The sequence below is a fragment of the Salinivibrio sp. ML198 genome, from assembly GCF_001996015.1.
Classification (GTDB): domain Bacteria; phylum Pseudomonadota; class Gammaproteobacteria; order Enterobacterales; family Vibrionaceae; genus Salinivibrio; species Salinivibrio siamensis.
The window spans coordinates 1-24,877 of record NZ_MUEZ01000023.1 but is presented as its reverse complement, the minus strand read 5'-3'; the positions used below and the strand labels follow the sequence as shown (position 1 = coordinate 24,877).

The 24,877-nt window shown below is 50.1% G+C and carries 22 protein-coding genes; 10 read left to right on the top strand and 12 right to left on the bottom strand.

Annotated features, from left to right (window positions below):
* Positions 1–4 precede the first annotated feature (4 nt).
* Genes BZG25_RS14325 through BZG25_RS14310 form a run of 4 tightly spaced genes read right to left on the bottom strand, consistent with a single transcriptional unit; the run spans position 5 to position 4,034 of the window.
* Entirely contained in the window at positions 5–670 is a 666-nt protein-coding gene (locus BZG25_RS14325) for a transglutaminase-like cysteine peptidase (RefSeq protein ID WP_077639312.1), read from the bottom strand.
* Positions 671–683: 13 nt separating this feature from the next.
* Positions 684–1,292 (bottom strand): OmpA family protein, encoded by a 609-nt coding sequence (locus tag BZG25_RS14320; RefSeq protein ID WP_077639311.1) that lies wholly within the window; start codon positions 1,290–1,292, stop codon positions 684–686.
* Positions 1,289–2,617: a TolC family outer membrane protein gene (locus tag BZG25_RS14315; protein WP_077639310.1), complete on the bottom strand. Its 1,329-nt coding sequence runs from the start codon at positions 2,615–2,617 to the stop codon at positions 1,289–1,291. The genes BZG25_RS14320 and BZG25_RS14315 overlap by 4 nt, the downstream gene beginning before the upstream one ends.
* A 16-nt stretch (positions 2,618–2,633) precedes the next feature.
* Complete coding sequence (locus BZG25_RS14310; protein WP_077579440.1) at positions 2,634–4,034, bottom strand: HlyD family type I secretion periplasmic adaptor subunit; 1,401 nt, start codon at positions 4,032–4,034, stop codon at positions 2,634–2,636.
* Positions 4,035–4,278: 244 nt separating this feature from the next.
* On the opposite strand from BZG25_RS14310, the gene pdxH reads away from it, so the two are divergent.
* A complete protein-coding gene (pdxH, locus tag BZG25_RS14305; RefSeq protein WP_077639309.1) occupies positions 4,279–4,917 on the top strand; it encodes a pyridoxamine 5'-phosphate oxidase in 639 nt (212 codons plus the stop codon).
* Positions 4,918–5,013: 96 nt separating this feature from the next.
* On the opposite strand, the gene BZG25_RS14300 is transcribed toward pdxH, so the two are convergent.
* Positions 5,014–5,712, bottom strand: coding sequence for a PAS domain-containing protein (locus tag BZG25_RS14300; RefSeq protein ID WP_077639308.1), 699 nt, complete (start codon positions 5,710–5,712; stop codon positions 5,014–5,016).
* A gap of 501 nt (positions 5,713–6,213) precedes the next feature.
* Positions 6,214–8,067 carry an SUMF1/EgtB/PvdO family nonheme iron enzyme gene (locus BZG25_RS14295; protein ID WP_046075584.1) on the bottom strand — a complete coding sequence of 618 codons (1,854 nt, stop codon included), beginning with the start codon at positions 8,065–8,067 and terminating at the stop codon, positions 6,214–6,216.
* Positions 8,068–8,650: 583 nt separating this feature from the next.
* On the opposite strand from BZG25_RS14295, the gene BZG25_RS14290 reads away from it, so the two are divergent.
* The 4 genes from BZG25_RS14290 (at position 8,651) to putP (ending at position 15,058) form a co-directional block, all read left to right on the top strand.
* On the top strand, positions 8,651–9,427 hold the full coding sequence (locus tag BZG25_RS14290; protein ID WP_077606648.1) for an AraC family transcriptional regulator: 777 nt from the start codon (positions 8,651–8,653) through the stop codon (positions 9,425–9,427).
* Between the two features lie 231 nt (positions 9,428–9,658).
* Complete coding sequence (gene putA / locus BZG25_RS14285; RefSeq protein ID WP_077639307.1) at positions 9,659–12,772, top strand: bifunctional proline dehydrogenase/L-glutamate gamma-semialdehyde dehydrogenase PutA; 3,114 nt, start codon at positions 9,659–9,661, stop codon at positions 12,770–12,772.
* A 31-nt stretch (positions 12,773–12,803) separates the two neighbouring features.
* Positions 12,804–13,514: an aldehyde dehydrogenase family protein gene (locus BZG25_RS14280; protein WP_046075581.1), complete on the top strand. Its 711-nt coding sequence runs from the start codon at positions 12,804–12,806 to the stop codon at positions 13,512–13,514.
* A gap of 47 nt (positions 13,515–13,561) precedes the next feature.
* Positions 13,562–15,058, top strand: a complete 1,497-nt coding sequence (putP, locus tag BZG25_RS14275; RefSeq protein ID WP_046075580.1) for a sodium/proline symporter PutP — start codon at positions 13,562–13,564, stop codon at positions 15,056–15,058.
* Positions 15,059–15,136: 78 nt separating this feature from the next.
* Here putP and BZG25_RS14270 read toward each other — a convergent pair whose 3' ends face one another.
* On the bottom strand, positions 15,137–17,983 hold the full coding sequence (locus tag BZG25_RS14270) for a diguanylate cyclase (protein ID WP_198531500.1): 2,847 nt from the start codon (positions 17,981–17,983) through the stop codon (positions 15,137–15,139).
* A 269-nt stretch (positions 17,984–18,252) separates the two neighbouring features.
* Between BZG25_RS14270 and BZG25_RS14265 the strand changes: the two genes are divergently transcribed.
* Positions 18,253–18,972: a GntR family transcriptional regulator gene (locus tag BZG25_RS14265; protein WP_077579434.1), complete on the top strand. Its 720-nt coding sequence runs from the start codon at positions 18,253–18,255 to the stop codon at positions 18,970–18,972.
* Here the strand turns inward: BZG25_RS14265 and BZG25_RS14260 are convergent.
* On the bottom strand, positions 18,928–19,620 hold the full coding sequence (locus BZG25_RS14260) for an HAD-IA family hydrolase (protein WP_077579433.1): 693 nt from the start codon (positions 19,618–19,620) through the stop codon (positions 18,928–18,930). The genes BZG25_RS14265 and BZG25_RS14260 overlap by 45 nt on opposite strands.
* 154 nt (positions 19,621–19,774) lie before the next feature.
* Between BZG25_RS14260 and BZG25_RS14255 the strand changes: the two genes are divergently transcribed.
* Positions 19,775–20,470, top strand: coding sequence for a fumarylacetoacetate hydrolase family protein (locus BZG25_RS14255; RefSeq protein ID WP_077579432.1), 696 nt, complete (start codon positions 19,775–19,777; stop codon positions 20,468–20,470).
* Here BZG25_RS14255 and BZG25_RS14250 read toward each other — a convergent pair.
* From BZG25_RS14250 to BZG25_RS14235, 4 genes are all read right to left on the bottom strand, one after another.
* Positions 20,431–20,985, bottom strand: coding sequence for a DUF1415 domain-containing protein (locus BZG25_RS14250; RefSeq protein ID WP_077579431.1), 555 nt, complete (start codon positions 20,983–20,985; stop codon positions 20,431–20,433). The two genes, BZG25_RS14255 and BZG25_RS14250, sit on opposite strands and share 40 nt — an antisense overlap.
* Positions 20,986–21,035: 50 nt before the next feature.
* Positions 21,036–21,491 (bottom strand): CreA family protein, encoded by a 456-nt coding sequence (locus BZG25_RS14245; protein WP_369795711.1) that lies wholly within the window; start codon positions 21,489–21,491, stop codon positions 21,036–21,038.
* Between the two features lie 146 nt (positions 21,492–21,637).
* Positions 21,638–21,970, bottom strand: coding sequence for a hypothetical protein (locus BZG25_RS14240; protein WP_077579430.1), 333 nt, complete (start codon positions 21,968–21,970; stop codon positions 21,638–21,640).
* Positions 21,971–22,062: 92 nt separating this feature from the next.
* Positions 22,063–22,743 (bottom strand): hypothetical protein, encoded by a 681-nt coding sequence (locus tag BZG25_RS14235; RefSeq protein ID WP_052708106.1) that lies wholly within the window; start codon positions 22,741–22,743, stop codon positions 22,063–22,065.
* Positions 22,744–23,209: 466 nt separating this feature from the next.
* Between BZG25_RS14235 and BZG25_RS14230 the strand changes: the two genes are divergently transcribed.
* From BZG25_RS14230 to BZG25_RS15925, 3 genes are all read left to right on the top strand, one after another.
* Positions 23,210–23,728, top strand: coding sequence for a GNAT family N-acetyltransferase (locus BZG25_RS14230; protein WP_077639306.1), 519 nt, complete (start codon positions 23,210–23,212; stop codon positions 23,726–23,728).
* Positions 23,729–23,913: 185 nt separating this feature from the next.
* Positions 23,914–24,171: a glutathione S-transferase N-terminal domain-containing protein gene (locus tag BZG25_RS14225; RefSeq protein ID WP_025744429.1), complete on the top strand. Its 258-nt coding sequence runs from the start codon at positions 23,914–23,916 to the stop codon at positions 24,169–24,171.
* 9 nt (positions 24,172–24,180) lie between these two features.
* A complete protein-coding gene (locus tag BZG25_RS15925; RefSeq protein ID WP_198531499.1) occupies positions 24,181–24,534 on the top strand; it encodes a hypothetical protein in 354 nt (117 codons plus the stop codon).
* Positions 24,535–24,877: the final 343 nt, after the last annotated feature.

Below are 24,877 nucleotides of genomic sequence, written 5' to 3'. Positions count from 1 at the left end.
GTGTTTACCTATCAAATTGTCTAATCGGTTTTTGCATCTTTAAGGTGTCGATACGGCTACGTAAATCGTTCCAAAGGCCAAGCCGGGAAGCGTTGCCTGCAAGCTCGCCTTGGCCGCGTTCTTTCATTAACCATAGTCGGCTACCATTGAAGCTATATATTGGCAGTAGATCGCGTCGTAACGACGCACGTTTAATTGTTGGATCTAAGTTATCGAGTAGCAACGGCTCGGATGATGGCGTTGGGTAATACGCAACGACCATATGAAATTGGTCGAGACGGATTGCTTTTACGTACACCAGGCGCAGTTTTTTATCATCAATGCCTAATTCGCGAAGAGAAAAATATTTTGCAATACTAAAGTCTTCACAATCACCGGCCGCTGCGCCAAGAAACTCTAAGGGCGTTGCCCAATAGTCTTTTTTTCCCCATAAGTCGATATCATCGACAAAATACAGCTGATTAAAAAAATCGTTCACTTTGCGCAGCTTTTCTAGCTCTGACACGCCTTGCGTATTTTCCACCATGTTGCGCCATGCCGTGACACGCTTACCCGCGCGTTCACCATAAAAACTCGACACTTGCCCCACCCAGCGTGACTCTTTGGTGGTCAGGCTCATCGCGCTGAGAGAGAGCAACAAACATAACCCGGCAATATGCCATTGCTTCATAAATATTTTCGCTTTAAGACTGAGGTCGACGCGTGAAGATGGTCCATGCTTTCTCGACATCCCCTTTAAAATTCAATACTTCACCACTGACTCGCCGATACTTATCGGCCGATTCACTACCATGCTTAGCGTCCGTCTCTCCTTTGGCAACCACGTCGATTCGTTGTGGTGTAATGCCACGATCGATAAGCGCACGTTTAACAGTCATTGCTCGACGATAAGAGAGCGCGTGATTGTAGGATGTCGAACCGTCCGCACTGGCGTGACCGGTTAAACGGAGCTCAGTATCAGGGTAATTCATGAGAAAGTCTGCCATAGCGTCGATATCGGTTATAGCGTCGGTCGTCACTTTTGCGGTATCGAGGGCAAAGAACACATCGATTTGTCGTGCTGATGCGGTGGGTGACGGGTGCTCGCTGGTAGGTTGAATGTAATTGGGACAGCCTTGATTATCAACGACGGCGCCGCGTGGCGTATTGGCGCATCTATCACGGGCGTTGATCACGCCATCTTGATCACTGTCGGTCACGTCATGAATTTGCTTGGCCGTAGGGGGCGGAGAGAGTGCCACCGTACATCCGGTTACGAGCACAAGAATGAGGCTCAGTCCGAATACTTTCATTCCGTTTCTCCTTCTGTCCCTTGCCACTGTTCGGGTAAGGATACTCTCAACGCTTCCAATAAATGACCGGTATTGTTGAGTAAACGATACTGTGCAAGCAAATGATCATAGTTTGCGTTTAGGTAAGCGCGCCTCGCCTCTAGTAACTCGTTTTCAGTATTTAGCAGGTCGAGCAGCGTTCGTCGTCCAATTCTAAATTGTTTTTCATACGCTTGCACTGTATCCGAAGCGGCATCAACTTGCTGCTGCAAAAGGACTTTTTGTTGCTCAGTGAGCTGAAACGCACTCCAAGCTAATCGGGTGCTTTCTTCCAATTGCCGATAGGCGTTATCAAAGATATCTTTGGTTCGATTTACCTCATAGGCGCCTCGTCGGATATCGGCTTGATCGCTACCGCCATTAAACAGTTGGTAACGCACGCGTAGCATGGCGCTAAATTCATCACTAAAATCATCCACGCCGCTGACTTCATCCGCCCAAGTTTGGCTGACTTCTAGACTGATGTTTGGGTGGTGCGCCCCTTTAAATTGTTGATACTGTGATTTTGCCGCTTCAATATCGTAACGCGCCAGCTTGAGTAGCGGGTTACGTTTGACGGCTTGTTCAAGGGCACTCTCCAGTGAGGTTGGGAGGCGAGCGTCATCAATAACGGGTTGGACAGGATTGTTTGCGGGCTCGCCAACCACGCGAAAAAATGCGGTAAAGGCATCCTCTAGGTTGGTTTCAGCGGATAAGAGGTTGGCTCGGGCCCGTGCAACACGCGCTTGGACTTGGGAGAGATCGGCCGTTGAGCCGATCCCCGTATCTGCTCGGCGACGAATATCAGACAGAATCTCCTCATGTACCGTCATATTCGCGCTAGAGAGATCTAGCACCTGCTGGGCTTTAAGTATCTCAAGATACACTTCTGCAACCTGGAGTGCTTTATCGGAGGCATCGGAACGCAGTTGAAAGCGCTGGCTCTCAGTCTCATAACGATTACGAGCAATGTTGTTGTGTGTTTGTCCATCCCACACTAATTGCCGAACGTTGAGGGTGGCATCTTTTCTCGCAAAATCGAGGTCATCTTGCGCTTGTGTTGTATCATTATCGATGCGTTCGTAGCCAATCCCCGCATTCAAATCAACGTCGGGTAGATAGTCGCCCTCACTGGCCTTTGTTCTCTCATGAAGGCTTTGTAGCTGATGAAATGCGCCACGCAACTCAGGATCCGTGGCCAGCGTTGTCACTACGGCTTGCTCAAGGGACTGGCTATGAGCCGGGGCGACTAATCCAATTGTAAGGGCGATGAACCAAAATGGTTGCCAAGGAAAGTGGTAAGCCATAAAGCCTGTTGCCTCTTTATTCGCGCAATGCTGTTTTTTGCGCGCGCGTAATGGGATTAAGTAAGTAATCCAAAACCGTGCGTTTACCCGTGATAATGTCGACGGAGGCTGTCATGCCTGGAATTATGGGTAAGCTTTTTTCTGTGCCCAAGCTGTCTTTTTCGGCACGTATTTTGGCGAGATAAAAACTGTTTCCCTCTTCGTCTTCGATGGTATCAGCACTGATGGTTTCAAGCTTGCCATCCAGTCCGCCATAGACGGTAAAATCGTAAGCGCTGAATTTGACCACGGCATTAAGGCCTGGACGTAAGAAAGCAATATCTTGAGGGGCAATTTTCGCCTCAATCAAGAGGTTATCCTCGGACGGTACGATTTCTATAATGTCCATACCTGGTTGGATGACACCGCCTACTGTGTTGACGTGCAGCTTTTTAACCGTTCCATTGACAGGCGAGGTTACGACGGTGCGTGAGACTTTATCCTGTAATCCAACACGCCCTTCAGACATCGCGGCAATTTGCTTCTCTACTTGGTTGAGTCGCTCTTGCTGGTCGGTGCGAAACGTTAATGCAACATCAATACGTTGGAAAACAGCTTCGCGCAATGAGGAGACCACGGAAGGGAGAGAAAGCTGCGCTGAGGATAACTCACGCTGAGTATCATTTAATTGGCGCTGGAGCTTGAGTAAGTCGATTTTGGGGACAACGCCTTCATCGGCAAGCGGGCGTGTGATATCGAGCTCCTCTTGCGCGAATGCTTGGCTTTGTTCGAGATTCGCGATTCGAGACTCCAATTCGACAAGCTCTTGTTCCTTTTGCCGGATTTTTTGCGCGGTCACATAGAGCTGATTTTGAATATTAGAAAGCTGTTCTTGATATCGCGCTTGTGTCTGCGTGATCAAGTTTGGGCGTGTCGTGGTAAAGACGTCCGGAAACAAGAGTGGTTGGCGCTCAAGCAGAATACTTTCTCGCCATTGCTCAAAAGGCACGGTTTCATCGACACGAATAGCGGCGAGCAACGCTTGCAGGCGCAACCTATCTGCGCGTAGACCGAGCAACTCTTGTTCTCTTTCTCGGAAATTGGCGCGAAAGAGGGTATCGTCAATGAGGATAAGCCGTTGCCCTTTATTCACTTTGTCGCCTTCTTGGACTAAGAGCGCTTTGACCAAGCCCCCCTCAAGGTTTTGCACGACTTGAAGCTGTGAAGAGGGGATCACTTTTCCTTGTCCGACGGTCACTTTATCGAGCTGTGCTTGTGATGCCCAGGCCGTGGCGACAATCAAAAATAGCACGATAGTCCATAGCAAAACGCGAGCACTTTTCGGCGTGTTGAGCAAAAGTGCGGCCGTCTTGTCATCGATGTAATCGAGGTGCTCATCTCGGGGCAAGCTCGCGCGAGATTTATCACGTATCGCCATCTGACCCCCATCGGGTGTTTCACTTCCTTCAAGCTTAGTCTATGGTGCTGATTTTTTGCAGACTTTCTCACTCTCCGAGTGGGCCAGCGCGATGAGAATATAGACCGCTCACGTCGCCAAGCCTGAGCAATGAAAAGCGTCGAGGTCATTGATCCCTGTTTCTGTCGCCACGGTAATAAATTGCACTTGTGTATCGTTAGGTACCTGCGCAAAATAGCTGAAAATAAACGAATTGGAGAAAGCAATGGAGTTGTCAGATATTCGAAGAGAATACACCCAAGGGGGATTGCGTCGTGACGATTTACCCGACGCGCCTATGGATTTATTTGGCCAGTGGTTACAACAAGCCATTGATACCCAAGTGCCTGATCCAACCGCAATGACTGTCGCCACTGTCGATGAAGATGGGCAACCTTTTCAGCGCATCGTTTTGCTTAAAGACTTTAATCAAGAGGGGTTTGTTTTTTACACCAACTTGGGGAGTCGCAAAGCGCTACATTTGAAAAAAAACAGCAAGATTAGTTTGCACTTTCCTTGGCATTTTATTGAGCGACAAGTCCATATTATGGGTGAGGCGGAGCCTCTGAGTAAAAAAGAGGTATTTAAGTATTTCACTTCCCGCCCCAAAGAAAGTCAGATCGCGGCATGGGCAAGCAAGCAAAGCGAACGCTTATCAGCACGCTCGGCGTTAGAAGGCAAGTTTTTAGAGCTGAAAAAGCAGTTCGAGAAAGGGGAAGTGCCTGTCCCTACATTCTGGGGCGGCTATCGAATCAAGCCCCAAAGTATTGAGTTTTGGCAAGGTGGCGAGCACCGCTTGCACGACCGTTTCTTATATCAGCGCCAAGAGGGTAATCGCTGGGCGATTGAGCGCCTAGCGCCGTAGCTTGTGACGCGACCTTGACGATAGCGGTGGGAGACGCCATCTCGTCCTCCCAGAATGACGGCGAGATGGCGCACGGTTGAGTTGGGGGCTGCTTGGTTAATCTCGCAGCACCACAGACAATTGTTGGGTTAATAAGCTTTCGGGAATCGCGGAGCCAAACCCTTGCGCGATCGCATGCTCTAATAAACCTGCTTTGGAGTCGACATCGAACTTTTCGCGTAAATGCGCAAAGTGGTTCTCAATGGTTTTGACGGACACCGACAATGTCTGTGCGATCAATTGCGGTTTCTTACCATGCAGATGAAGGAAAAGGACCTCCCGCTCTCGTGACGTCAGGTGTACCTGAGAGTCACTATGGTGATGATCGCACAAGGTTTGTTCAGGGTGGGTGACGGCACGGCACACCCAATGCCCGACTTCTAAAATAGCGGTATCACTGAGCTCCTGGCCACAGAACATGACCCCACAAATATGCCCCTTTTCATTGAACCAAGGCGTTTTGGTAAACAGGTGCGCATGCCAACGGCCATTGGCATAAGGATGAATATCGAGCACACGGAGTCGCTTGCCTGTTTTCATCACATATTGGTCTTGCGCTTGAAATTGATCGGCGCAACGCGTGGTGGGGCAGGGCATATCATGGTCGGTTTTGCCTATGCAGTCTTGCGGTTGTGTAAGGCCCATGAGGCGGCAGTATTCACTATTGGCGTAGACAAACACCGACTGAGTATCTTTGCAGCCCCAACAGCCAGGTAATTGCTCTAGCATAGACAGAGCAGGGGGAACGTGACTCATATTGCTTACCCATTCATTGTTATTATTATTGGACGCAAGCGCCCATCAAGATATAGAAAAACGGACAAGCTATTGGAGCATAAAAAAAAGCCGGCATAAAGCCGGCAAAGACAAGATTTCCCTTTCAGGACATATCCTGTACGACGTGTAGAAGAGGTTGTCGAGATACCAAGCGGATGTCTGAGGGTAAGTGACGACGCTGGTATCTGACTGCACCTAACAGTGTTAGGAACTGCTATAAACGCATTCATCGGGACAAATCGCGTTTACGGGGTTTACTATATCCAGAAGACTAGACGTTGGGTAGGGGGGATTTGACCTATTGACATCGAATCAAGCAACTTAATATAAAGATTGTTGGTTTTCGCCCGTTCAAGCAGGCTTGATCTTTTTTAGGTTGTGTCGGTGTCTAGGGTCAAAAGCATCAAGACAAAATGGCTTGCCCCCACACAAAAAACGCCGCTACGGATAGCGGCGTTTGTTTCTACCATGGTGACGAGATTAAGGAGTTTTGATATCTCGCACCACGCGGAACCCAAGGTAGTTAGCGCTGGTGTTTTCGCCTAACTCCAAACGCTCGGAAACGCGTGAGCGTTGAGGTGAAAAGTTCCACGCACCGCCGCGAGCGACAGGCGTATCATTGCTCACCCACTCCCAAACATTCCCCGCGGTGTCATAAACACCGAATGGGTTAGGCGGAAAGCTTTTAACCGGTGAGGTGCGGTCGTTTGACCATACTGTGCCGCTCCAGCCTGTATTGGCGTTGCCGACACCGATTTCATTGCCCCACCAGTAATCGCTTTCCGTGCCACCACGGGCGGCCACTTCCCACTCAACATCGTTTGGAAGTGCGTAGCGCTGCCCCGTTTGTTGGCTTAGCCACTTGGTGTAAGCCTCGGCATCATCTTTATTCACACAAACGACCGGAGAGTCAGCCGCTTGATCAAAGCCGGGTTGACGCCAATCTGTCTCTAGGCTTTGGTTGATCTCGCCATTCACCAGCATATTGCAGCCATTGCCTTGTTCGGCCGCGGTGACATAACCGGAGGCTGTCACAAAGGCGTCAAATTGCTCCACCGTGACGGGCGTTGCGCCCATCGCAAATGATTGCTGAATAGCCACATTTTCACGTGCATCTGGCCCTACTTTGTATTCGCCAGCGCCGATCACCACCATTTGCGGTGCTTCGAGATTATTGGCAACAGGGTCAGTGAATTTTTTACCTGGGCTTGGCGGCTGATTAGGCTGCTCTTTCAGTTTGGCCCACACCACTTGATCTTTACCGAGGTAGACTTCGCGATCATAAGGCACAAAACCAGGTTTAGTGACCGTTAGGTCATGATTGCCCACTGGCAGCATGAGTTCTACGGGCGTACTTCCGTATGACACATCATTAATGGTCACACTGTCATCGTAACGATTAGACCGTATTGTCACGTTAACCCAGCGTTTCGCCTGCTGTTTACGATTGGCTTGCTGCTGTGCTTGGGTGGTTTCAACACAGTATCTGTCTTCAAGATCAAGCAGTCGACATGCCGCCGTTTTATCAGGACGGCTTACCAGCTCCGCTTTAATACGCGTTGTGTAGTCCATGCCACCGGTAAAGCCTGCGTCAACAACTTCACTGTTAGTGACGTGGATATTAAACGCGACTTTATCGATGTTTTGCTTCACTGCATTGGATTCGGTGACAAAGTCCGTTACCTGGCCTCGGAAGTCACGAATCGCTTTTTGCATGGTCAGCGTCTCACCTTGGTTCGCGCACGCCGACAATGTCATGTTGGGCGAACAGGTCAAGCTATGGACAACTTCAATAGTGTCTTTTTGGGTGAGCTCTTTACGTAGACGTTCCGCGCGTGCTTCGCGCATGGCCTCATGTAAATTCTCAAGGGTTGTTGCCAATAGTGCTTGTTCTCGTTCAAGTTTCGCCAGTCGTTTCTTCTGCTCAATAATGGCGGACTCGTTGGCAGCTTGTGTTTGCTGATGGTTGTTCACCTGCTGCCATGCTTGTTGGTAGGCCTGCTGATACGGGCTGATATCTGTGCTCGGATCGGCAATTAAATCCTGAAATTTCGCATCCAGCTCTGCTTTAGCATTACTGCGTTTGCGTTTCAGGTTGCTCAGCTCATCTTCTAACGTCGCGCGCTTGACCAAAAGGTCATCCAATTTCGCCTGCTGCAGAGCCAGTTCATCGTTTCGAGCCTCCAACGTATCTTCTTTATCGCGGAGTTTCTCAACCAACTCACTGACCGGATCGAGATTATCAGCGGAAGACGCGTTTTCAGCGAACGCCAACTCGGTTAGCAGTAGGGGAGGGAGCGCTAAGCATAACGCTTTTATATATTTCGTTGTCATAGTTCCCTTGCTTACGCATGTCGCAATAATAATACCTATGTCCAAAAAGTAGACTATCACGGAAACCCGCGTTGCCACGCAAACCGTGCTAATTATTTGACGGCAGTCAGCATTCTGCGACGTGATCGGTGCAACTGTGCTCATGGTTTTTATGTTTATGCGAGATTACCTTAAGCGGTGGCTTGCTTCAAATAAGATTGCGTGAAGACACGATAAAACGGAAGAATGATCAAGGTGTTGATCCCCTTTGATCGCCTCGAAACAATGATCAAGTCAGTGAGGCTTTCATCGAACAAGGTTTAAGTGTTTGAATTTTATATTTTTTATCTATTTTTGTGGTGGTTTTTTTATCGCGTTACATCCGGCTTTCATCCGATCAACAAGAAATACATGAGGGATCCTTCGCATTTTTAGCGTCAAAATGACAGAGGCCGTAAAAAATGCACTACTTGATCATTGTTCCGTAAAGTTGAGAATAAGCACATAGAATCCAGTCGCACACGGGTGATAAGCGTGCCAGAATGAGGAAAAGGTACTTGAATGTTTGGCGGCAAACCCGTAATCCGCACCGAGAGGGATAGCCATGGTGGTGAAAACACCCAAAGTCTCTGAAGTGATCGCCTTGCCTCGGCAACAGCTTCACCATAGCCATGAGTACAAGCAGGTCGTGATTGGTCTGCAAGGGCAAACGGAATTCGATGTTGATGGGCGTGGCAGTCTGGTTGGCCCAGGCCAAGGCTGTTTGGTGGAGGAATCACACGAGCATGCATTTACCGGGGTTGGACGTAATGAAATTCTGGTGATTAATCTTCCATACCAAGAATGGGTGGGACATGCGTCCATGCATGACAACATTGCGCGTTTGTTTAGTCGCGAGCCTTACTTCCAACTCGACACTCACGCGCAAATGCTGATCAAGGCGCTGACCGCAGAGATGATCGCCAACCCGTCTGATTTGCTGCTTAGCCGCGCTTGTGCGGATACGCTGATGTGCGTGTTACATCGCCATTTCCGTGATCATGTTTCGCCGCGACGTGATGGTCACCGTTTAAACATGGATATCATTGACCGTTATATTCATCAGCACATCAGCCGCAAAATCTCGGTGGCGCAGTTAGCGGGCAGTGTTTTTCTGGCTGAAAGCCAATTCCACCAGTTATTTAAAGAGCAGGTGGGCACCACGCCACATCAATATGTGCTTGAAAAACGCTTTGCCTTAGCGAAACAACTGATTAAAGAAAGTGAATTGACCATGGCACAAATTGCCGATAGCTGCGGTTTCTCTAGCCAAAGCGGTTTCACTAATGCATTTTCTCGCTATTTTGGCCTTTCTCCTGCCAAGTTTAAGGGCTCGGTTTAAGCTTGGCCCGATGTGCTTTCGCCGTCTCAGGCATCAATAATATGCACTTCATTTGTTATGCCATTATGGCGATCGACAGCTTTATTTGTTAATCATCGGAGGATTTTGCAATAATGCCGGTGTATTTTGTAAGACCCTACTGATAGACCACGCATAGAATCGATCGCAAAGTAACAATGACGTAACATTTTTCCTGCCCGAGTTTGGGAGGACGTGAGTGAGGATACCACTATGTTTAAAGCCATCGATGCTATGCAGCCCTCGTTTATCGAGCGCCCACTAGCGCAGATCTGGTCTGAAATCTCTCCGCTGTATTGCGTTGACGAAAGCCTATGGCTTCAACAGTTAATTCCCTTAGCGGAAGCCACTGACAGTGAGCGTGAGCAAACACGTCGTCAAGCCACGCAGTTGATTGAGCAGGTACGGGCGGATAAAAAAGCCGTTCAAATGATTGATGCGCTCTTGCTTGAGTACAGCCTGGATACCCGTGAAGGGATTTTGTTGATGTGTCTGGCTGAAGCGCTGATGCGCATCCCTGATTCGCACACCGCCGATGCACTTATCCGCGATAAACTGAGTGTTGCTGACTGGAAAGCCCATTTGCGCCACTCTGACTCCCTGTTTGTTAATGCCTCAACGTGGGGACTGATGCTCACCGGAAAAGTGGTGACTTTGGATGAAAGCACCGAAGGGAAACCAGCCTCTGTTATAAACCGTCTTGTTAACAAAATGTCCGAGCCGGTGATTCGCCAAGCCATGCATCAGGCGATGAAAATCATGGGCCACCAGTTCGTGCTTGGCCGTGATATTGATGAGGCGCAAAAGAACGGTGAAGGCCCCCGCAATAACGGCTTTACCTACTCATTCGATATGTTAGGGGAAGCGGCACTCACTCAAGAAGATGCTAAAGCCTACTTAGCGGACTACTTACAAGCCATTGAATCTGTGGGCGAAGCCAAATCTAGCTACCAAGGTCCATCGCCGTCGGTGTCGATTAAGCTGTCGGCTTTGCATCCGCGCTATGAAGCAGCCAACTACGATCGCATGATGAACGAAATGTTCGACACTGTGTTGGTACTGCTCAAGCGTGCCCGTGAAAAAGATGTGGCGATCACCATTGATGCTGAAGAAGCGGATCGTCTAGAACTCTCGCTAGCCCTATTTGAAAAGCTATATCGCGATCCTGTGGTTCAGGGCTGGGGTAAATTTGGTTTGGTGGTGCAAGCCTATTCAAAACGTGCGCTCCCTGTGATTACTTGGTTAGCGGCGTTAGCAAAAGAGCAAGGTGATGTGATCCCAATGCGCTTGGTAAAAGGGGCGTACTGGGATAGCGAGATTAAACTGTGCCAGCAAGGTGGACACCATGGCTATCCGGTATTCACCCGTAAAGAGGCGACTGATGTCTCATATCTCGCCTGTGCCCGTTTTCTGTTGAGCGAGCATGTCCGCGGCCTCATTTATCCGCAATTTGCCAGTCATAACGCCCATACCATTGCCGCGATAGCCTCAATGGCATCCCATCAAGACTTTGAGTTCCAGCGCCTTCATGGCATGGGTGACGCGCTGTACAACCATGCAAAAGCCTTATTTAACACCGAGGTGCGCATTTATGCCCCAGTGGGCAGCCACAAAGACTTGCTCCCTTATTTGGTGCGTCGCTTACTGGAAAATGGCGCAAATAGCTCGTTCGTTCACCGTTTGGTCGACGCGCGTTGCCCGATTGATGATCTTATCGCCGATCCTGTCGATACATTGCGTGCCAATCAAACACTGCATAACGATCGTATCCCCTTGCCGTTAGATATCTTTGGCGCGTCGCGTAAGAACTCTCAAGGCGTAGCCACTGATATCGACTCAGAATGGCAACCATTCACTGCAAGCGTTGCGCCTTTTATGAGCGCGTACCAATGGCAGGCCGGCCCCATTGTCAATGGCCAGCGTCTGGCTGGCGATACGCATCCTATCGCTGCGCCTTATGATCGCGAGGAGCCTGTCGGCCAAGTTGACTGGGCGACGTCTGATCAGGTGAACAATGCACTCGATATTGCCGCGAATGCTTACCCAGAGTGGTCGAAAACAGCGGTTAGTGAGCGTGGTAAGTACTTACTTGACCTGGCTGATAAACTCGAAGCGAATTTGGGTGAATTGGTGGCGATTTGTCATCGCGAAGCCGGTAAAACGATTCACGACAGCATTGATGAAGTGCGTGAAGCGGTCGACTTTTTGCGTTACTACCCCGAGCAGGCCGAAGCGTTGCAGGGCGAGCCGCTTTCATACACAGGCTTTGACGGCCAGATACAGTCCGTAAGCTATCAAGGTCGTGGCGTATTTACCTGTATTAGCCCGTGGAACTTCCCATTGGCTATCTTCTTGGGGCAAGTCAGTGCGGCGCTGGTAGCCGGTAATACCGTGGTGGCAAAACCGGCAGAGCAAACCTCCATTATCGCTTATCGCGCGATTGAGTTGCTACTTGAAACCGGGATCCCAGCTGGCGTCATCCAACTGCTCCCGGGCAGTGGACCTGTGGTGGGTGCGCCATTGACCGAAGACAGCCGCATTGCCGGTGTGGCATTCACAGGGTCAACGCCTACTGCTCAGCGTATCACACGTACATTGGCTGAGCGTGACGCTGATCCTGTGCCTGTGGTGGCAGAAACCGGCGGACAAAACGCTATGCTGGTAGACAGTACCGCATTACCTGAGCAAGTGGTGCGTGATGTATTGCGCTCAGCGTTTGCGTCCGCGGGTCAGCGTTGTTCAGCCCTGCGTGTTCTCTACATTCAAGAGGATATTGCAGACCGTGTAATTAGCCTGATTAAAGGCGCAATGGCTGAGTTGTCGGTGGGGCGACCAGAGCGCCTTTCTACCGATGTGGGTCCGGTGATTGATCAAACCGCGAAAGACAAATTGCTTGCTCACATTGAACAAATGAAGCGCAGCGGCAAATTGGTCACCCAAGTCCCGCTCTCGTCTGAGTGTGATAAAGGCACCTTTGTCCCGCCAACGGCCTTTGAAATTCGCAGCATTGACCAGCTGAGCGAAGAGCACTTTGGTCCGATTTTGCACATTGTTCGTTATCGCGCAAACGAACTCGACAAAGTGATTGATGATATCAACCGCACTGGTTTCGGTCTGACAATGGGTGTGCATAGCCGTAATGAAACCACATGTGCTCATATTGAGCACCGAGCGCGCGTGGGTAACTGCTATGTAAACCGCGATCAAGTCGGCGCGGTAGTTGGGGTTCAGCCATTTGGTGGCCGTGGCCTGTCAGGCACCGGCCCGAAAGCGGGCGGACCACATTATCTCTACCGCTTTACACAAGCGTCAGTAAACGTTCAATAAGTCGGTTGGTATCAAGATCAGGAGAAGCGTGATGGAGCAATTAAATAACGTTTTAGAGCAGTGTGACGCGGTATGGGAAGACTGGAACGATCAAACCGTTGCTGGCCGCATCACTTTACTACAGCGGTGGTCTGAAACCGTTGCCGCACGGGGCGATGACTTTGCCCAAGCGGCGAGCATGATCCGTTTTCAGTGCGACAGCGCAGAGCGGCTGCTCAACAAAGTACATGAATTACCAGGGCCAACGGGGGAAACTAACGAGCTCTATACCGCCGGGCGTGGCACCGTCGCGGTGACGGGCGATGCCTCGCTGACGTCCGTTGCCTTATGTGGCCAGTTAGCCGCCGCCTTGGTCGCTGGTAATTGTGTGGTAGTGAGTGTTGAGGGCACTCACGCTGATATGGTCGACGCTGTACTGGCCGACCTCATTAAAGCCGGATGCCCAGACCGTGTGGCGGTTCGCGTTGGTATTGACGCGCTCAGCGATCTGCTGGTTCATCCGCATATCGTCGGGTTGGCAACGACAGGGGAGGACGCACATGTGCGACATGTCAATCGCCAGCTCGCACAACGTAAGGGTGTGATTGCCACACTGGTTGCGGAAACTGACACGGCTGACTATCCCGTGATCGGCACGCCTGACTATGTGTTGCGTTTTGTGACCGAATGCACCCGAACCATAAATATCACTGCTGTAGGTGGTAATGCCACGCTTCTGGAACTCGGCAGTGGTGAACATTAACTTTCCAGAAATGGCCCCGGTTGGGGCCATGTAATTGAGGGACAGATATGATAGACAATAGCTATGCCATCAGTGCAACCTTTCTGGCATATCTCATCATGATGCTTGCCATTGGTGTATATGCCTACAAACGCACATCCAACTCCGAAGACTACTTCCTCGGGGGGCGTTCTTTAGGCCCATGGCCTGCTGCATTGTCAGCGGGTGCATCAGATATGAGTGGTTGGTTGCTGCTTGGCCTTCCTGGCTATGCCTACGCTGCGGGAATGGAATCACTTTGGTTAGCAGGCGGTTTGCTGTTAGGGACTTACCTGAACTGGTTAATTTGTGCCAAACGCCTGCGTACATACAGTATTGAAGCAGATAACGCATTGACGTTACCGGAGTTTTTTGCCCGCCGTTTTGAAGATAAATCAAAACTGCTGCAAACCATCTCTGCTTTCTTCATTTTGCTTTTCTTCCTTTTCTACACCAGCTCCGGCTTGGTTGCAGGCGGCAAACTCTTCACCACGGTGTTTGGGTTTGATTACACCACTGCGGTGGTCATTGGCACCATCTGTGTTGTGTCTTACACCTTGTTCGGCGGCTTCTTGGCGGTATCTTGGACTGACTTGGTACAAGGTTTGTTGATGGCGGCAGCCCTGCTGATTGTGCCTTTCGTGATCATGGACGGGAGCATCTTTAAGCTTGGCAGCGATGTGGCGGCTGTTAACCCTGAGTTGATGACGCTTTGGCGTGATGTTGAGGGCGAGCCGCTATCTTGGATCGGCATTGTATCGCTGGCCGCATGGGGACTGGGTTACTTTGGACAGCCACATATTTTGGCACGTTTCCAAGCCACCCGTTCAAACAAAGACATCACTACCGCGCGCCGTATAGCCGTTGGTTGGTCTGCGCTGTCAATGTTTGGTGCGGTGCTTATCGGGCTGGTGGGCATTTTGTACGTACAAAACGACATGACAGCCGATCTGAAGGATGGCGAGAAAATCTTCATGCTTCTCGTTAACGCGGCATTCCACCCTGTTATCGCAGGTATCCTGCTTGCCGCCATTTTGGCTGCGATCATGAGTACCGCGGATTCACAGCTACTGGTTTCGTCGTCTGCGTTAGCGGAAGATTTCTATAAGCAAGTGTTCCGTCCTGATGCTTCTACGCAAGAAGTGGTGATGGTTGGTCGCGGCGCTGTTATCTTACTCTCGGCGATTGCGCTTGGCTTAGCGATGGATCCAGAAAGCTCAGTCCTCGGCCTCGTGTCGTATGCATGGGCGGGCTTTGGGGCTGCCTTTGGCCCAGCACTGCTGCTCAGTCTGTTCTGGCGTGACATGAACCGTAACGGTGCACTGACAGCGATTTTGGTCGGCGGCGTGACAGTTGTGGTATGGAAACAGCTTTCAGGCGGCATTTTCGATTTGTATGAAATCGTTCCTGGCTTTATCTTTGCTGGATTGGGCGCGATTGTGGTGAGTAAAGCAACCGGTGGCCCAAGCGAGTCGGTATCAAAACAATACGAGTCTTATGAAAAGAGCTTAGAAACCATGGCCTAAGCCTTGGCCATAAAGCCTCTATTCAAAGCATCGTATAAAGGAGCGCATTCGCGCTCCTTTTTTCTTTGGCGTTCACGTTTAGGATGGCTGTGACTCGTGTCCGCTACGTTGGCGCACACAGTTCCGTCCGTCACGCTTGGCACGGTACAAGGCTTGGTCAGCTTGCTTGAGGCCATCGACATAATCGCTAGCCTGATGATTGCCAGCCACACCAATGCTGACCGTCACTTTTAATGACGGCGCAATGTCGTCAAGGGTCAATGCCGCGATACGACGGCGTAATCCATCAAAGTAGTGATAACCATCGGCCGGTGTCCCTGCAAACAGTAACGTAAATTCCTCGCCGCCCCAGCGGGCGATATGACTTAATTGCTCGCGTTCTTTATCTAAAAAGCTTCCGATTCGTTGGATAATCTGGTCGCCAACCAGGTGTGAATGCTGATCGTTGATGCGCTTAAAATGATCAATATCTAAAATCGCTACTTGCAAGGGCTGCCCCGACTGGTTGGCTTCATCAAAGGCCAGGTGCCAGTATTCGTCAAAGGCGCGTCGATTCGCAAGGCCGGTTAATGCATCCTCTTTCGACATACGTTCAAAATCGTCAGCTTGCGCTTGTAGCGCGTGTGTTTTCTCTTCCACCAGCGCTTTTAGCTGCGCCTCTTTTTGTTGCATTCGGCGGATTCGCCACATAAAGGCGCCGTAGGCGAGGGTGACTAAGGCCAAGAACCCCAGCGCACGTATATCTGACCGTTGCCAAAGCGAGGGGGTCACACTGAAGCGATAGCTAAGCACATCATCACTCCAGTTGCTATAGGGGTAGCGAGCACTGACTTTAAAGGTGTAGTCACCCGGTGGTAAATTCGTATATTCGGCAATATGGTTTTCGTGACGGTAGGCCCATTCAGACTCAAAGCCCTCTAGTTGGGTGCGGTACTGGATTTGTTCTGGCATGGTATAGCCAAGCGCAGCATAGGAAAAGGAGACGCGATTGGTACCAGCAGGAGCTCTGTTGCTCGCCTCTGGGTTAATCGCTTGGCCATCAAAGTGCACGTTCTGCATCACGATCGGCAAGGGCTGGCTGAGCATCTGTGACAATCGAGCGGGTTTAACACTCGTCACGCCTTGGGCGGTGGCGAAGATAATATCGCCTGCCGCGGTTTTTGTCGCCGCAGGATTAGAGCCGCCGTTAGCCTGACTATTCAGCATGCCATCGCTTTGATCATAATGCTCAAAGTCAATACGCGCGCGGGTTTTATCCGCCACTTGATGCGCGTGATGATAGTTGACCCGCCAGATCCCTCGGTTACTGGACAACCAAAAACTTTGGTCATCGCCTTTGATGATTTGAAAGAACTTATCAATCGGTAGACCATGTGGTCGGCCGACTAACGCGAGTTGGCTATCAGATTGTCGATAACGGACAATACCCCGATCAGTGGCCATCCATACGTAGCCAGGCTCGTGAAAAAAGCCAAAAACATACTGCGCTTGCTCTTGATCGGTGAAATCGAGCGGCGTGATGGTCTCATTGATCAGATACCCGGCTCCGCTGCCGGTGCCTATCCATAGCTTGCCCGTTTCATCGAACGTTAACGACATAACATAGTTACCGGGTAGGGCACTATTTTGACTATTGTAGCGTGCACGCTTTTGATAAACGGTTGACGAGTGCGCGGATTGACTGCCTGGGAGAGACGAAAACGTGACCAAGCCACGTGGTGTGCCCACCCATAATGCACCATCACGTTCGACAATCGCCCTGACTTCATTGTCAGGCAATTGATCGTTCAGTGTTTCGGCGGGAGTGAGCGCGCCTTGGTGCCAGTAGTAGAGGCCTTGTTGGTAGGTCCCCACCCATACCCCACCTTGTGCTCGAGGCGCGAGACTGAGCACCGATATGTCCTTGGCGAGTACTTTGGCATTACCTTGTACGATATCAATTTGGCTTAACCCCTCACTGGCCCCTGCCCACACCGTATTTTTATCGTCAGCAAGTACGGTGCGTACATAGTCACCGGCTAGCCCATTGTCTTTAGTCAGCGTCACAAAAGGTGCGTATCTAAGCCGCATTGCACCGCCGTTAGTGCCTATCCAAATGCTGCCCTCATTGTCTTCAAACCAGGATAATATCCGGTTGTTGGGCAGGCCGCGGTGATCGTCGAGAAAATCAATATGTTGGTCTTTCATGTGAGCAATACCGTGGCTAAGGGTCCCGAACCAATAGGCGCCACGGCTGTCTTGTTCAACCATGGTAATCGCTTGGTGGAGTAGCTCACTCGCCAGTGGCGTCCAGCGACTGTTTTTATAGCGCCAAGCGCCATTTTCGGAGCCGACTAGGAGGCTCCCATCCTGACCACTCGAGACATAAAAGGCTTTGCGAAACAGGTTGTGAAAAGAGAGAGGCGTCGCGCCGTTTTGCAAAGACAGTTGGTAGACCCCTTTTTCGGTGGCCGCATAGACTTGACCATCGGCGGTCTGGGTCAAGTGATAGCTACTGAGGGTATCGATAAATGTCTGTGGGGTGGGATCGGGTTGCGAGAGCTGTTCAGGGGCGTAGTAAGCAATCCCCATTCCCTCTACGGCTAACCACAAGCCACCTGTCTGGTCATGGAGCGCATCATTAATGAGACTGGGGGCTGTGGGAAGGCCCTGCCACGAAAAGCCTTGTCGCATCACTAAGCTGCCTCGTGCCCCTCCGGCATAAAGTTGATTGTCAGGCCCTGTCGCCAGGGCGCGCGTACCTGAATCTTTCATTTGTGTGTCAGGGCCGCGGTCAAAGCGCACAAACTCTAAACCGTTATAACGTGCCACACCCTCCCAGGTGGCAAACCACAAGTAGCCATCCGAGGTTTGGGCAATGGCATTGATGCTGTTATGCGGCAATCCGTTGGCAGAGGTCCAGGTTTCAATAAAATAATCAGACAATTGGTTATCCTTGGCATAACTGGGCGTGATATGCCCTGCCAAACCTAACCAACAAAAAAGCGTAATACACACGAGACGTCGGCCTAGTTGTGGGGAAATATGTCTCAGCGTGTTCCTTAAGTGCATCTTTTGTTCTTTGCTCCGATTCCGAGTAGACTGGCGATTCTATCTTAATCACTGTTTATTTCTTGGACATAATGGACAGGTTTTGACAGCAAATTGAGAAAGATCACACTAGCGATACAAAGATCACGCAGGCCTGACAGCTCATGATGCAATTTATGGTGATTCGCCAGCAGTTATTAGCGCAAATTGATCGCGGTTTATTGGCGCCGGACAAAAAACTCCCAGGTGAGCGCCAGCTTGCAGACACCTTTTCCACTACCCGTGTCACCTTGCGAGAGGCACTTGCAGTGCTTGAGGCGGAAGGACGCATATATCGGCGAGAGCGACGTGGCTGGTTTGTGGCGCCCACCCCTTGTGCGTATGATCCCAGCCAACTCGTCGATTGGCAGCACAATTTCTCTCAACACGGTGGCCAATTTTCTTGGCTATCGCAAAAGACGCCCATGGCGTCGGCGTCGGTGAGTGATCAGATGCAACTGCCTCCATTTGCTCAGGTCTTCGAGGGAGAGGGACTGATTCAGATCGCACAGCTCCCTGTTGGCTTTGTGCGTACGTATCTCCATCCTGATTATTTCCCCAGCATCTGGCAAACTGGCGACCAAGCAACGTTGTTAAACACGCCAGCCGATGCGGATGTGTATTGGTCGAGCACATGGGAAGCGCTAGACAGTGAGCGTGCTAGTGTATTGGCCGTGCCTGCTGGTACGCCAGTGTTAATGGTGACCCGAGAGTGGCACATCCAGCACGCCCACGGGGGCCAGACTATCCGGATTGATACGGAGTGGTGGCGGCAGCATGCGGTGACACTCTGTGGTTGCTCAGCGCGTGATGCTCAGGCTGGCCCTGTGAAAAAACGAGAGTAAGTCTTCACTTTTAAACAGCCGCGTCACCAAAGGGTGTACCGTAGTGGGTACATTGGGGTTGGGGTTAAAGTGGATGGTACGCATCTCGGCATTGATCCCCGCTTGTATGCCCTTGTTGGTGTCATCGATGAACACACACTGGGCAGTGGGGCATGCCATATTCATCGCAGCGTAGTGAAGAAGATCCGGGGCCGGCTTCCAGCTGTTAGTCTCAAAGGCACTGAATAAGCGATGCTCAAAATAGGGCAACAGCTTGGTGAGTTGAAGTGCATGGGCCATTTTTTCTACCGGACTATTTGATGCGACACAAACATCAATCCCTTGCTGTTCAAGCGCCTGTAAGACGGTTTCAATGCCCTTTACTGGCGCTAACTCAGCCTCGAAATACTGACGACATAAGTGGCGAAAACGTGGCTCGAGTTGATCAATAGGAATATGTGCGCCGCTTCGCTCGCAGGTTTGCTGGAGGACATCGGTCAGTTTTCCGCCCTCAAAATGATCGAGCGAGTCTTGCAGGTCAACACGCACACCAAAGGTAGAGAAGGTTTCTACCAAGGCTTGGTGGGATAATTTCTCTGAGTCAACTAAGGTTCCCTCGCAATCAAAAATGACGCAATGAATGGGGGGATCAAATGGATGTTGCGGCATAGGTGCTCCCTTCAATCTCTCTTTGTATCCTTGGACGAGATAGAAAAATCAACAAGTCAGTGACACGGGAAATGCCAACTGTGTCTTGCATTCTTGCCTTTTTCGTTATCAAAATTAGTCAGGGATCGACTTTTCATTAGCAAGGACAAAACCGATGCGTTATCAACATCAATGGTTAAAGAGTGGGGCGATCGATTTGCCCGTTGGACAGGTGGTGTGTGTAGGACGTAATTATGCTGCCCATGCGCGAGAGCTTAACAATCCTATTCCGGATGAGCCGGTTCTGTTTATGAAACCGCCGAGTGCAATCCAACCTCTGGATGACAAGCTGGCGATAGTGGCGTCATTTGCCCCCGTTCACTACGAAACCGAGTTGGCGGTGCTGATCACCAAACCTTTATTTCATGCCACTAAGCAAGCCGTTGAAGACGCCTTGGGCGGGATGACACTGGCGCTGGACTTGACCCGTCGTGAAACGCAAAGCCGCTTAAAACAAAAAGGGTTACCTTGGGAGCGGGCGAAAGCGTTCGCGGGGAGCGCAGCGGTTGGACGTTTTGTCGCGGTGCCTGATGATTGGCGTGAGGTCGCCTTTTCATTGTCCATCAATGGCGAGATGCGGCAGCAGGGAAATAGCGCGACCATGTTAATGTCTGTGATCACGCTTATTCAGCATATAAGCCAAACATTTTGGTTGAACCCAGGCGACATTGTGTTGACGGGCACCCCCGAAGGGGTTGGTGTGCTGGAAAACGGCGACCTTTTATCGCTGTCGCTTGAGGGGCAACACCTTGCCCAAACCCAGGTAGTGGTTCAGTCTGATGAGGCTTTTACCCAAGGAAAGAGTGCTTGACGCTCTTCGTGGGTCAGTGCTGAAACACGGGCAATGTTACGCGCGGGGATCTGTTCTGGGTCTTGGCCATAATGGGCGAGCGCGCGCGACATACTGGCCTCACGGATTAAGTGAAAGCATGGATAGGGTGAGCGATTGGTTAAGTTCTCGCTATCTTCAGGGGCGCAGCCTTCAAAACAGTAGTCGGGATGAAAACTGGCAACTTGGAAAATTCCCCGCCAGTGGTAGTGGTCAATCATCGCCTCGGTAGCATCGACTAAGTCGAGGTAGTGATCAAAGTCAGCGAGCGCGTTGGGCACCACGACCACCGTGGTATCAGTGATGGCAGGATCGGTGTGATCAAGATGGACTAAAGCCTGATAAATCGCGGTTAAAATCTCGTTATCATCTTGGGCGTCACAAATATCAATATGAATTTGTTGTTTGCGACGGGGCTTAGCAGCGAAAGGGCAAAGATTTAGCCCGATCACCACGTCATCTAGCCACGCGTTTATGTGTGTTTCTACTGTATTCATCGAGTTGTTGCCTAAATCAGCACATGCACCTAAAAGGCACGCAGCGACGATTATTGTTGTGACTGTGATTGATAGGCTTTGGTGCCCCAAAGAGGAACCGTGGACAAGCTATGCTTAAAGCTGCCGGATGTTTCTTTTGTTGAGTAAGAGAGATACATCAAGGTTTGATTTTTTACATCAAAGATCCGACGAATCTTCATCGACTTGAAGAAAATACTTTTTGATTTTCTAAATACCACTTCGCCCGATGCGCTTTTATCGATATTGGCAATCATCTCTGGCGTAATTTCACCGGTTTGACGACAAGAGATGGCACTATCACTGGGATCAGAAAAGCTTAAGTCAGCTTCAACAGAGGCGACATGGCACGTTACCCCGCTCACCACAGGATCAACAAGATGGTTAAGCTTGATGTCTTTCATGGTAAACATCCCCAAGCTTACGTCCCCAACTTCATCGTTGTCACAACCAGCCAGCGCCGCGGCTAGCGCGACTACAAATAGCATTTTTTTCATCATCAAAGCCCTTGTTTATCCGTGGCGGGAGTGTATCACAGCCTAGACGGGAGGAGGAAAAGTGTGCGTTGACCAAGAAGGCCTATGATTGTTGGTCGCCGACAAAAAGATGTAAGTCAATGGCAGGCTGTTCGCTATTACTCGCGAAACTGCGCATCTCCGTCTTGACCTGCTAGGGATTTAGGCTCGAACGTCATTAATACTTGGGCGGCATCGCAGTAGCTGCCGGTATCGGCGAATTTTTTTCGGGCTGCAGCAATTTTACGCTCGGCAATGCGCCTAACGTCTTGCGCATTAGCTTGATTACTAAACGTCATTTGCTGGCTAATCATTTCTTGGCTAAAGGTCGATTTGCAAATCGTCTCGTTTTTGTGGGTTATGACTTTGTCGGATTGAGATGAGTCATCCGAGTTTGCATAGGAAAATATAGAAAAAACAATTAAAAGGAAAACAAACGTCCGTGCCATCATCTTGGCTCCTGCTGCTCTTTTCCCCAATGATAGCATCAAGCCACGACGCCGCCTACTGGCGGCGCCGAGCAATTGTGAACGAAATTGAAGCGTTACTGAGCGGGTAAATCATGCTCCGCCGAGTGCGTGAGTGAGGCGGGAGTGGCAATATGGCCTGGCTTTACCGACTCTAACCAATAACCCAGTGCCGAGAGCCAAATGAGTGAGTATGCCACTAATTCTGTGCTTTCCTCGGCGATATTTTTAACGTCTCGCACATACATGGCTCCCATGGCTTGCTCCCATAGCTCGCCCATTCCAAATAAGCGTGAGTAAACCAGCAGTAGCCCCAATGCCACAATCAGCATCGTACTGCTTTTGGCACTCAGCGCATGGGCAAGGCTGGTGAATGTGTCACGGCCGTGTTTGATCGCTGGCCAAAGAGTTAATCCGGTGACCAGCAATGCCGGTACCTTCCAGAAACCATGCATTACGATATCGAGTGTGGCATCGAGCTCACGGATCATCAGCACTAAGAAAAAACCACTCATAAGCTTTGCTGCGTGACAAAGCGTAGGGTTGAACTTGGCGACGCGGCGAAACGTGAATACGGTGAGGATCAGCAGGAGCAACTGTGAGAGCTCAATAAGTGAAGACTCTGATGCGACATTATGCGCGGCCACACTGTAATGAATAATGCCGGCAATACCGGCGAGATAGCACGCGACAGCAAAAAACTTGCCTGCCCCTTTGAGCACGGCACGAGCAGCACATGAAGATCGTAGTAGTGTCATATCACCCTCAACTTGATAAAAACGATCAGCCCGTCCGTAGATCACGTCACGTATATGTGACCTTTATCCCAAATTTTATGACAATGATATTACGGGGCGCTTTCATAAACTGCAATAATTTATGTGACTAATGTCACTATATGTTCAGGGTGGCGTCAGGATTGTGAGCGTTTGCTCGTCAAGCGTCTAGTTGGATCGACGCAGTGTCAAAGTATTTACACTGTAAATACTTTGACGACGAGATAAGGAAACATCTTTGGCGCAGATTAACTGACAGTTATGCCTATGAAATCAAACATTTTAATTGTTTTTTACTAGGCAAGAGTAGACAATGAAGTCTGATACTTTAGATAGGGATATGCTCATGTCCACGCTCTCTGCTAGCTGCCTATGTGGTGGTTTAAAACACACCCCTAATGAGTCATTAAAACAGTTTGAACATGGGCCGGATTAATTCGGTCGTGTTATGCAGTTACTGCTCCGCCCTCTTATCCTGGCTGATACGGACTTGTTGCTCCATTTTGAACAACAAAACCGTGCTTATTTTGAAACCTATATTGAATCGCGCGGTGAGGCGTTTTATCGCCGAGCAGGCGTTTATGACCACATCTGCGAATTACTTGCCTTACATCAGAAAGGACAACACGTATCGATGTTGATTACGGATGCCGAGGGCCAGCTTTTGGGACGGGTTAATATCAGCCAAATTGATGCGGTATCTGCATCAGGTTCGTTAGGGTATCGCATTGCAGAGCAACATACCGGGAAGGGGGTTGCCTCTCGAGCGGTAAAGTATGCGTTAGAGATCGCGCGCGAGCACGGACTTGTGACACTCAACGCCATGGCGTCTACGACCAACATTGCATCACAAACGGTGTTAGAGCGGAATGGGTTTAACCTATGCGATAAAAAATTCAACGTGGCACACGTGGCTGGTAAAACGATTGACTGTCTTTGTTACCGGAACACATTATCCAGTGTTTGAGTGATGAGCAAGCGACCTTGAGGTGATGGGTTAATTTCCAGTATGCACTCAGTTGCTCATTTAGTGCCAATAAAACAGGCTAATGACTAGCGTTGGGACCAAGTTCAATGCCATCATTACGTGGAATGAATTCACACATATGGCGGCATTTGAAAATCCGCCCTGATGACCTAAAAGGAAACATAATGGCTGATTTGAACGGACTAAGCTTGTATCACAAAGAGCACTGCCCATTTTGCCATAAAGTGCGTGCAGTCATGACAGAGCTCAAGTTAGATATTCCGCTGGTGGATATGAACGCTAACGCCGAAGAATGGCAACGCCTACAGACCGAAGGCGGCAAAGGCATGGTGCCTTGTCTGCGTATTGACCAAGGCGGCGAAACACAGTGGATGTATGAATCGGACGACATTATTGAATACTTGCGTGACAACTTCGCGTAATTGAACCAGATGCTGGTTACGAGGGTCGTAGTTATCGATGCGACCTTCTTTTTAAGTATTATTACCTGTATGCCTGCCTCTCCGCCTTCTTCAACGCCCTGTGCACTGTGTCAGCACTCAAGGCCGCTGACCTTCCATCACTTGATCCCCAAAACTTGTCATAACAACAAATGGTTCACCAAGCGCTTTTCCCGACCTTACATGCGTGAGCACGGTATTTGGGTATGTCGGCCTTGCCATGCTTTTATTCATCGCCAATTCAGTGAAAAACACCTGGGTCGCGTATTACACAGCCTCGACCTTTTACTCGCTGAGCCTGTGATCCAAGACTACATTCACTGGGCACGCAAACAGCGATCGTAACGAAGTAATAAGTGTGCGATGACCCACTAACAATGCCAAGTGGGTTCAAAAAAATAGCGATGAAAATGACAACACAAATACCAACTCGTTAGCCTGCTGGCTAAGCAACTTTTTGCTTGGCTTGGCAAGAAGTTGCTTGGCACGTGCAAAAAATTGGTCAGCCATATTCTAAGGTGCTGATTTATATCGACAAAAAACTTGGCATGCATTTCGCAAGATAAGACAGCGAGCAGGCACACCGCCACGGTGGCGATGTGTCTTCCATGACATACAAAGGAGCGATTATGCCAACGCCATGTTATATCTCGATTGAAGGTGAAACTCAGGGTTTGATTACTGCCGG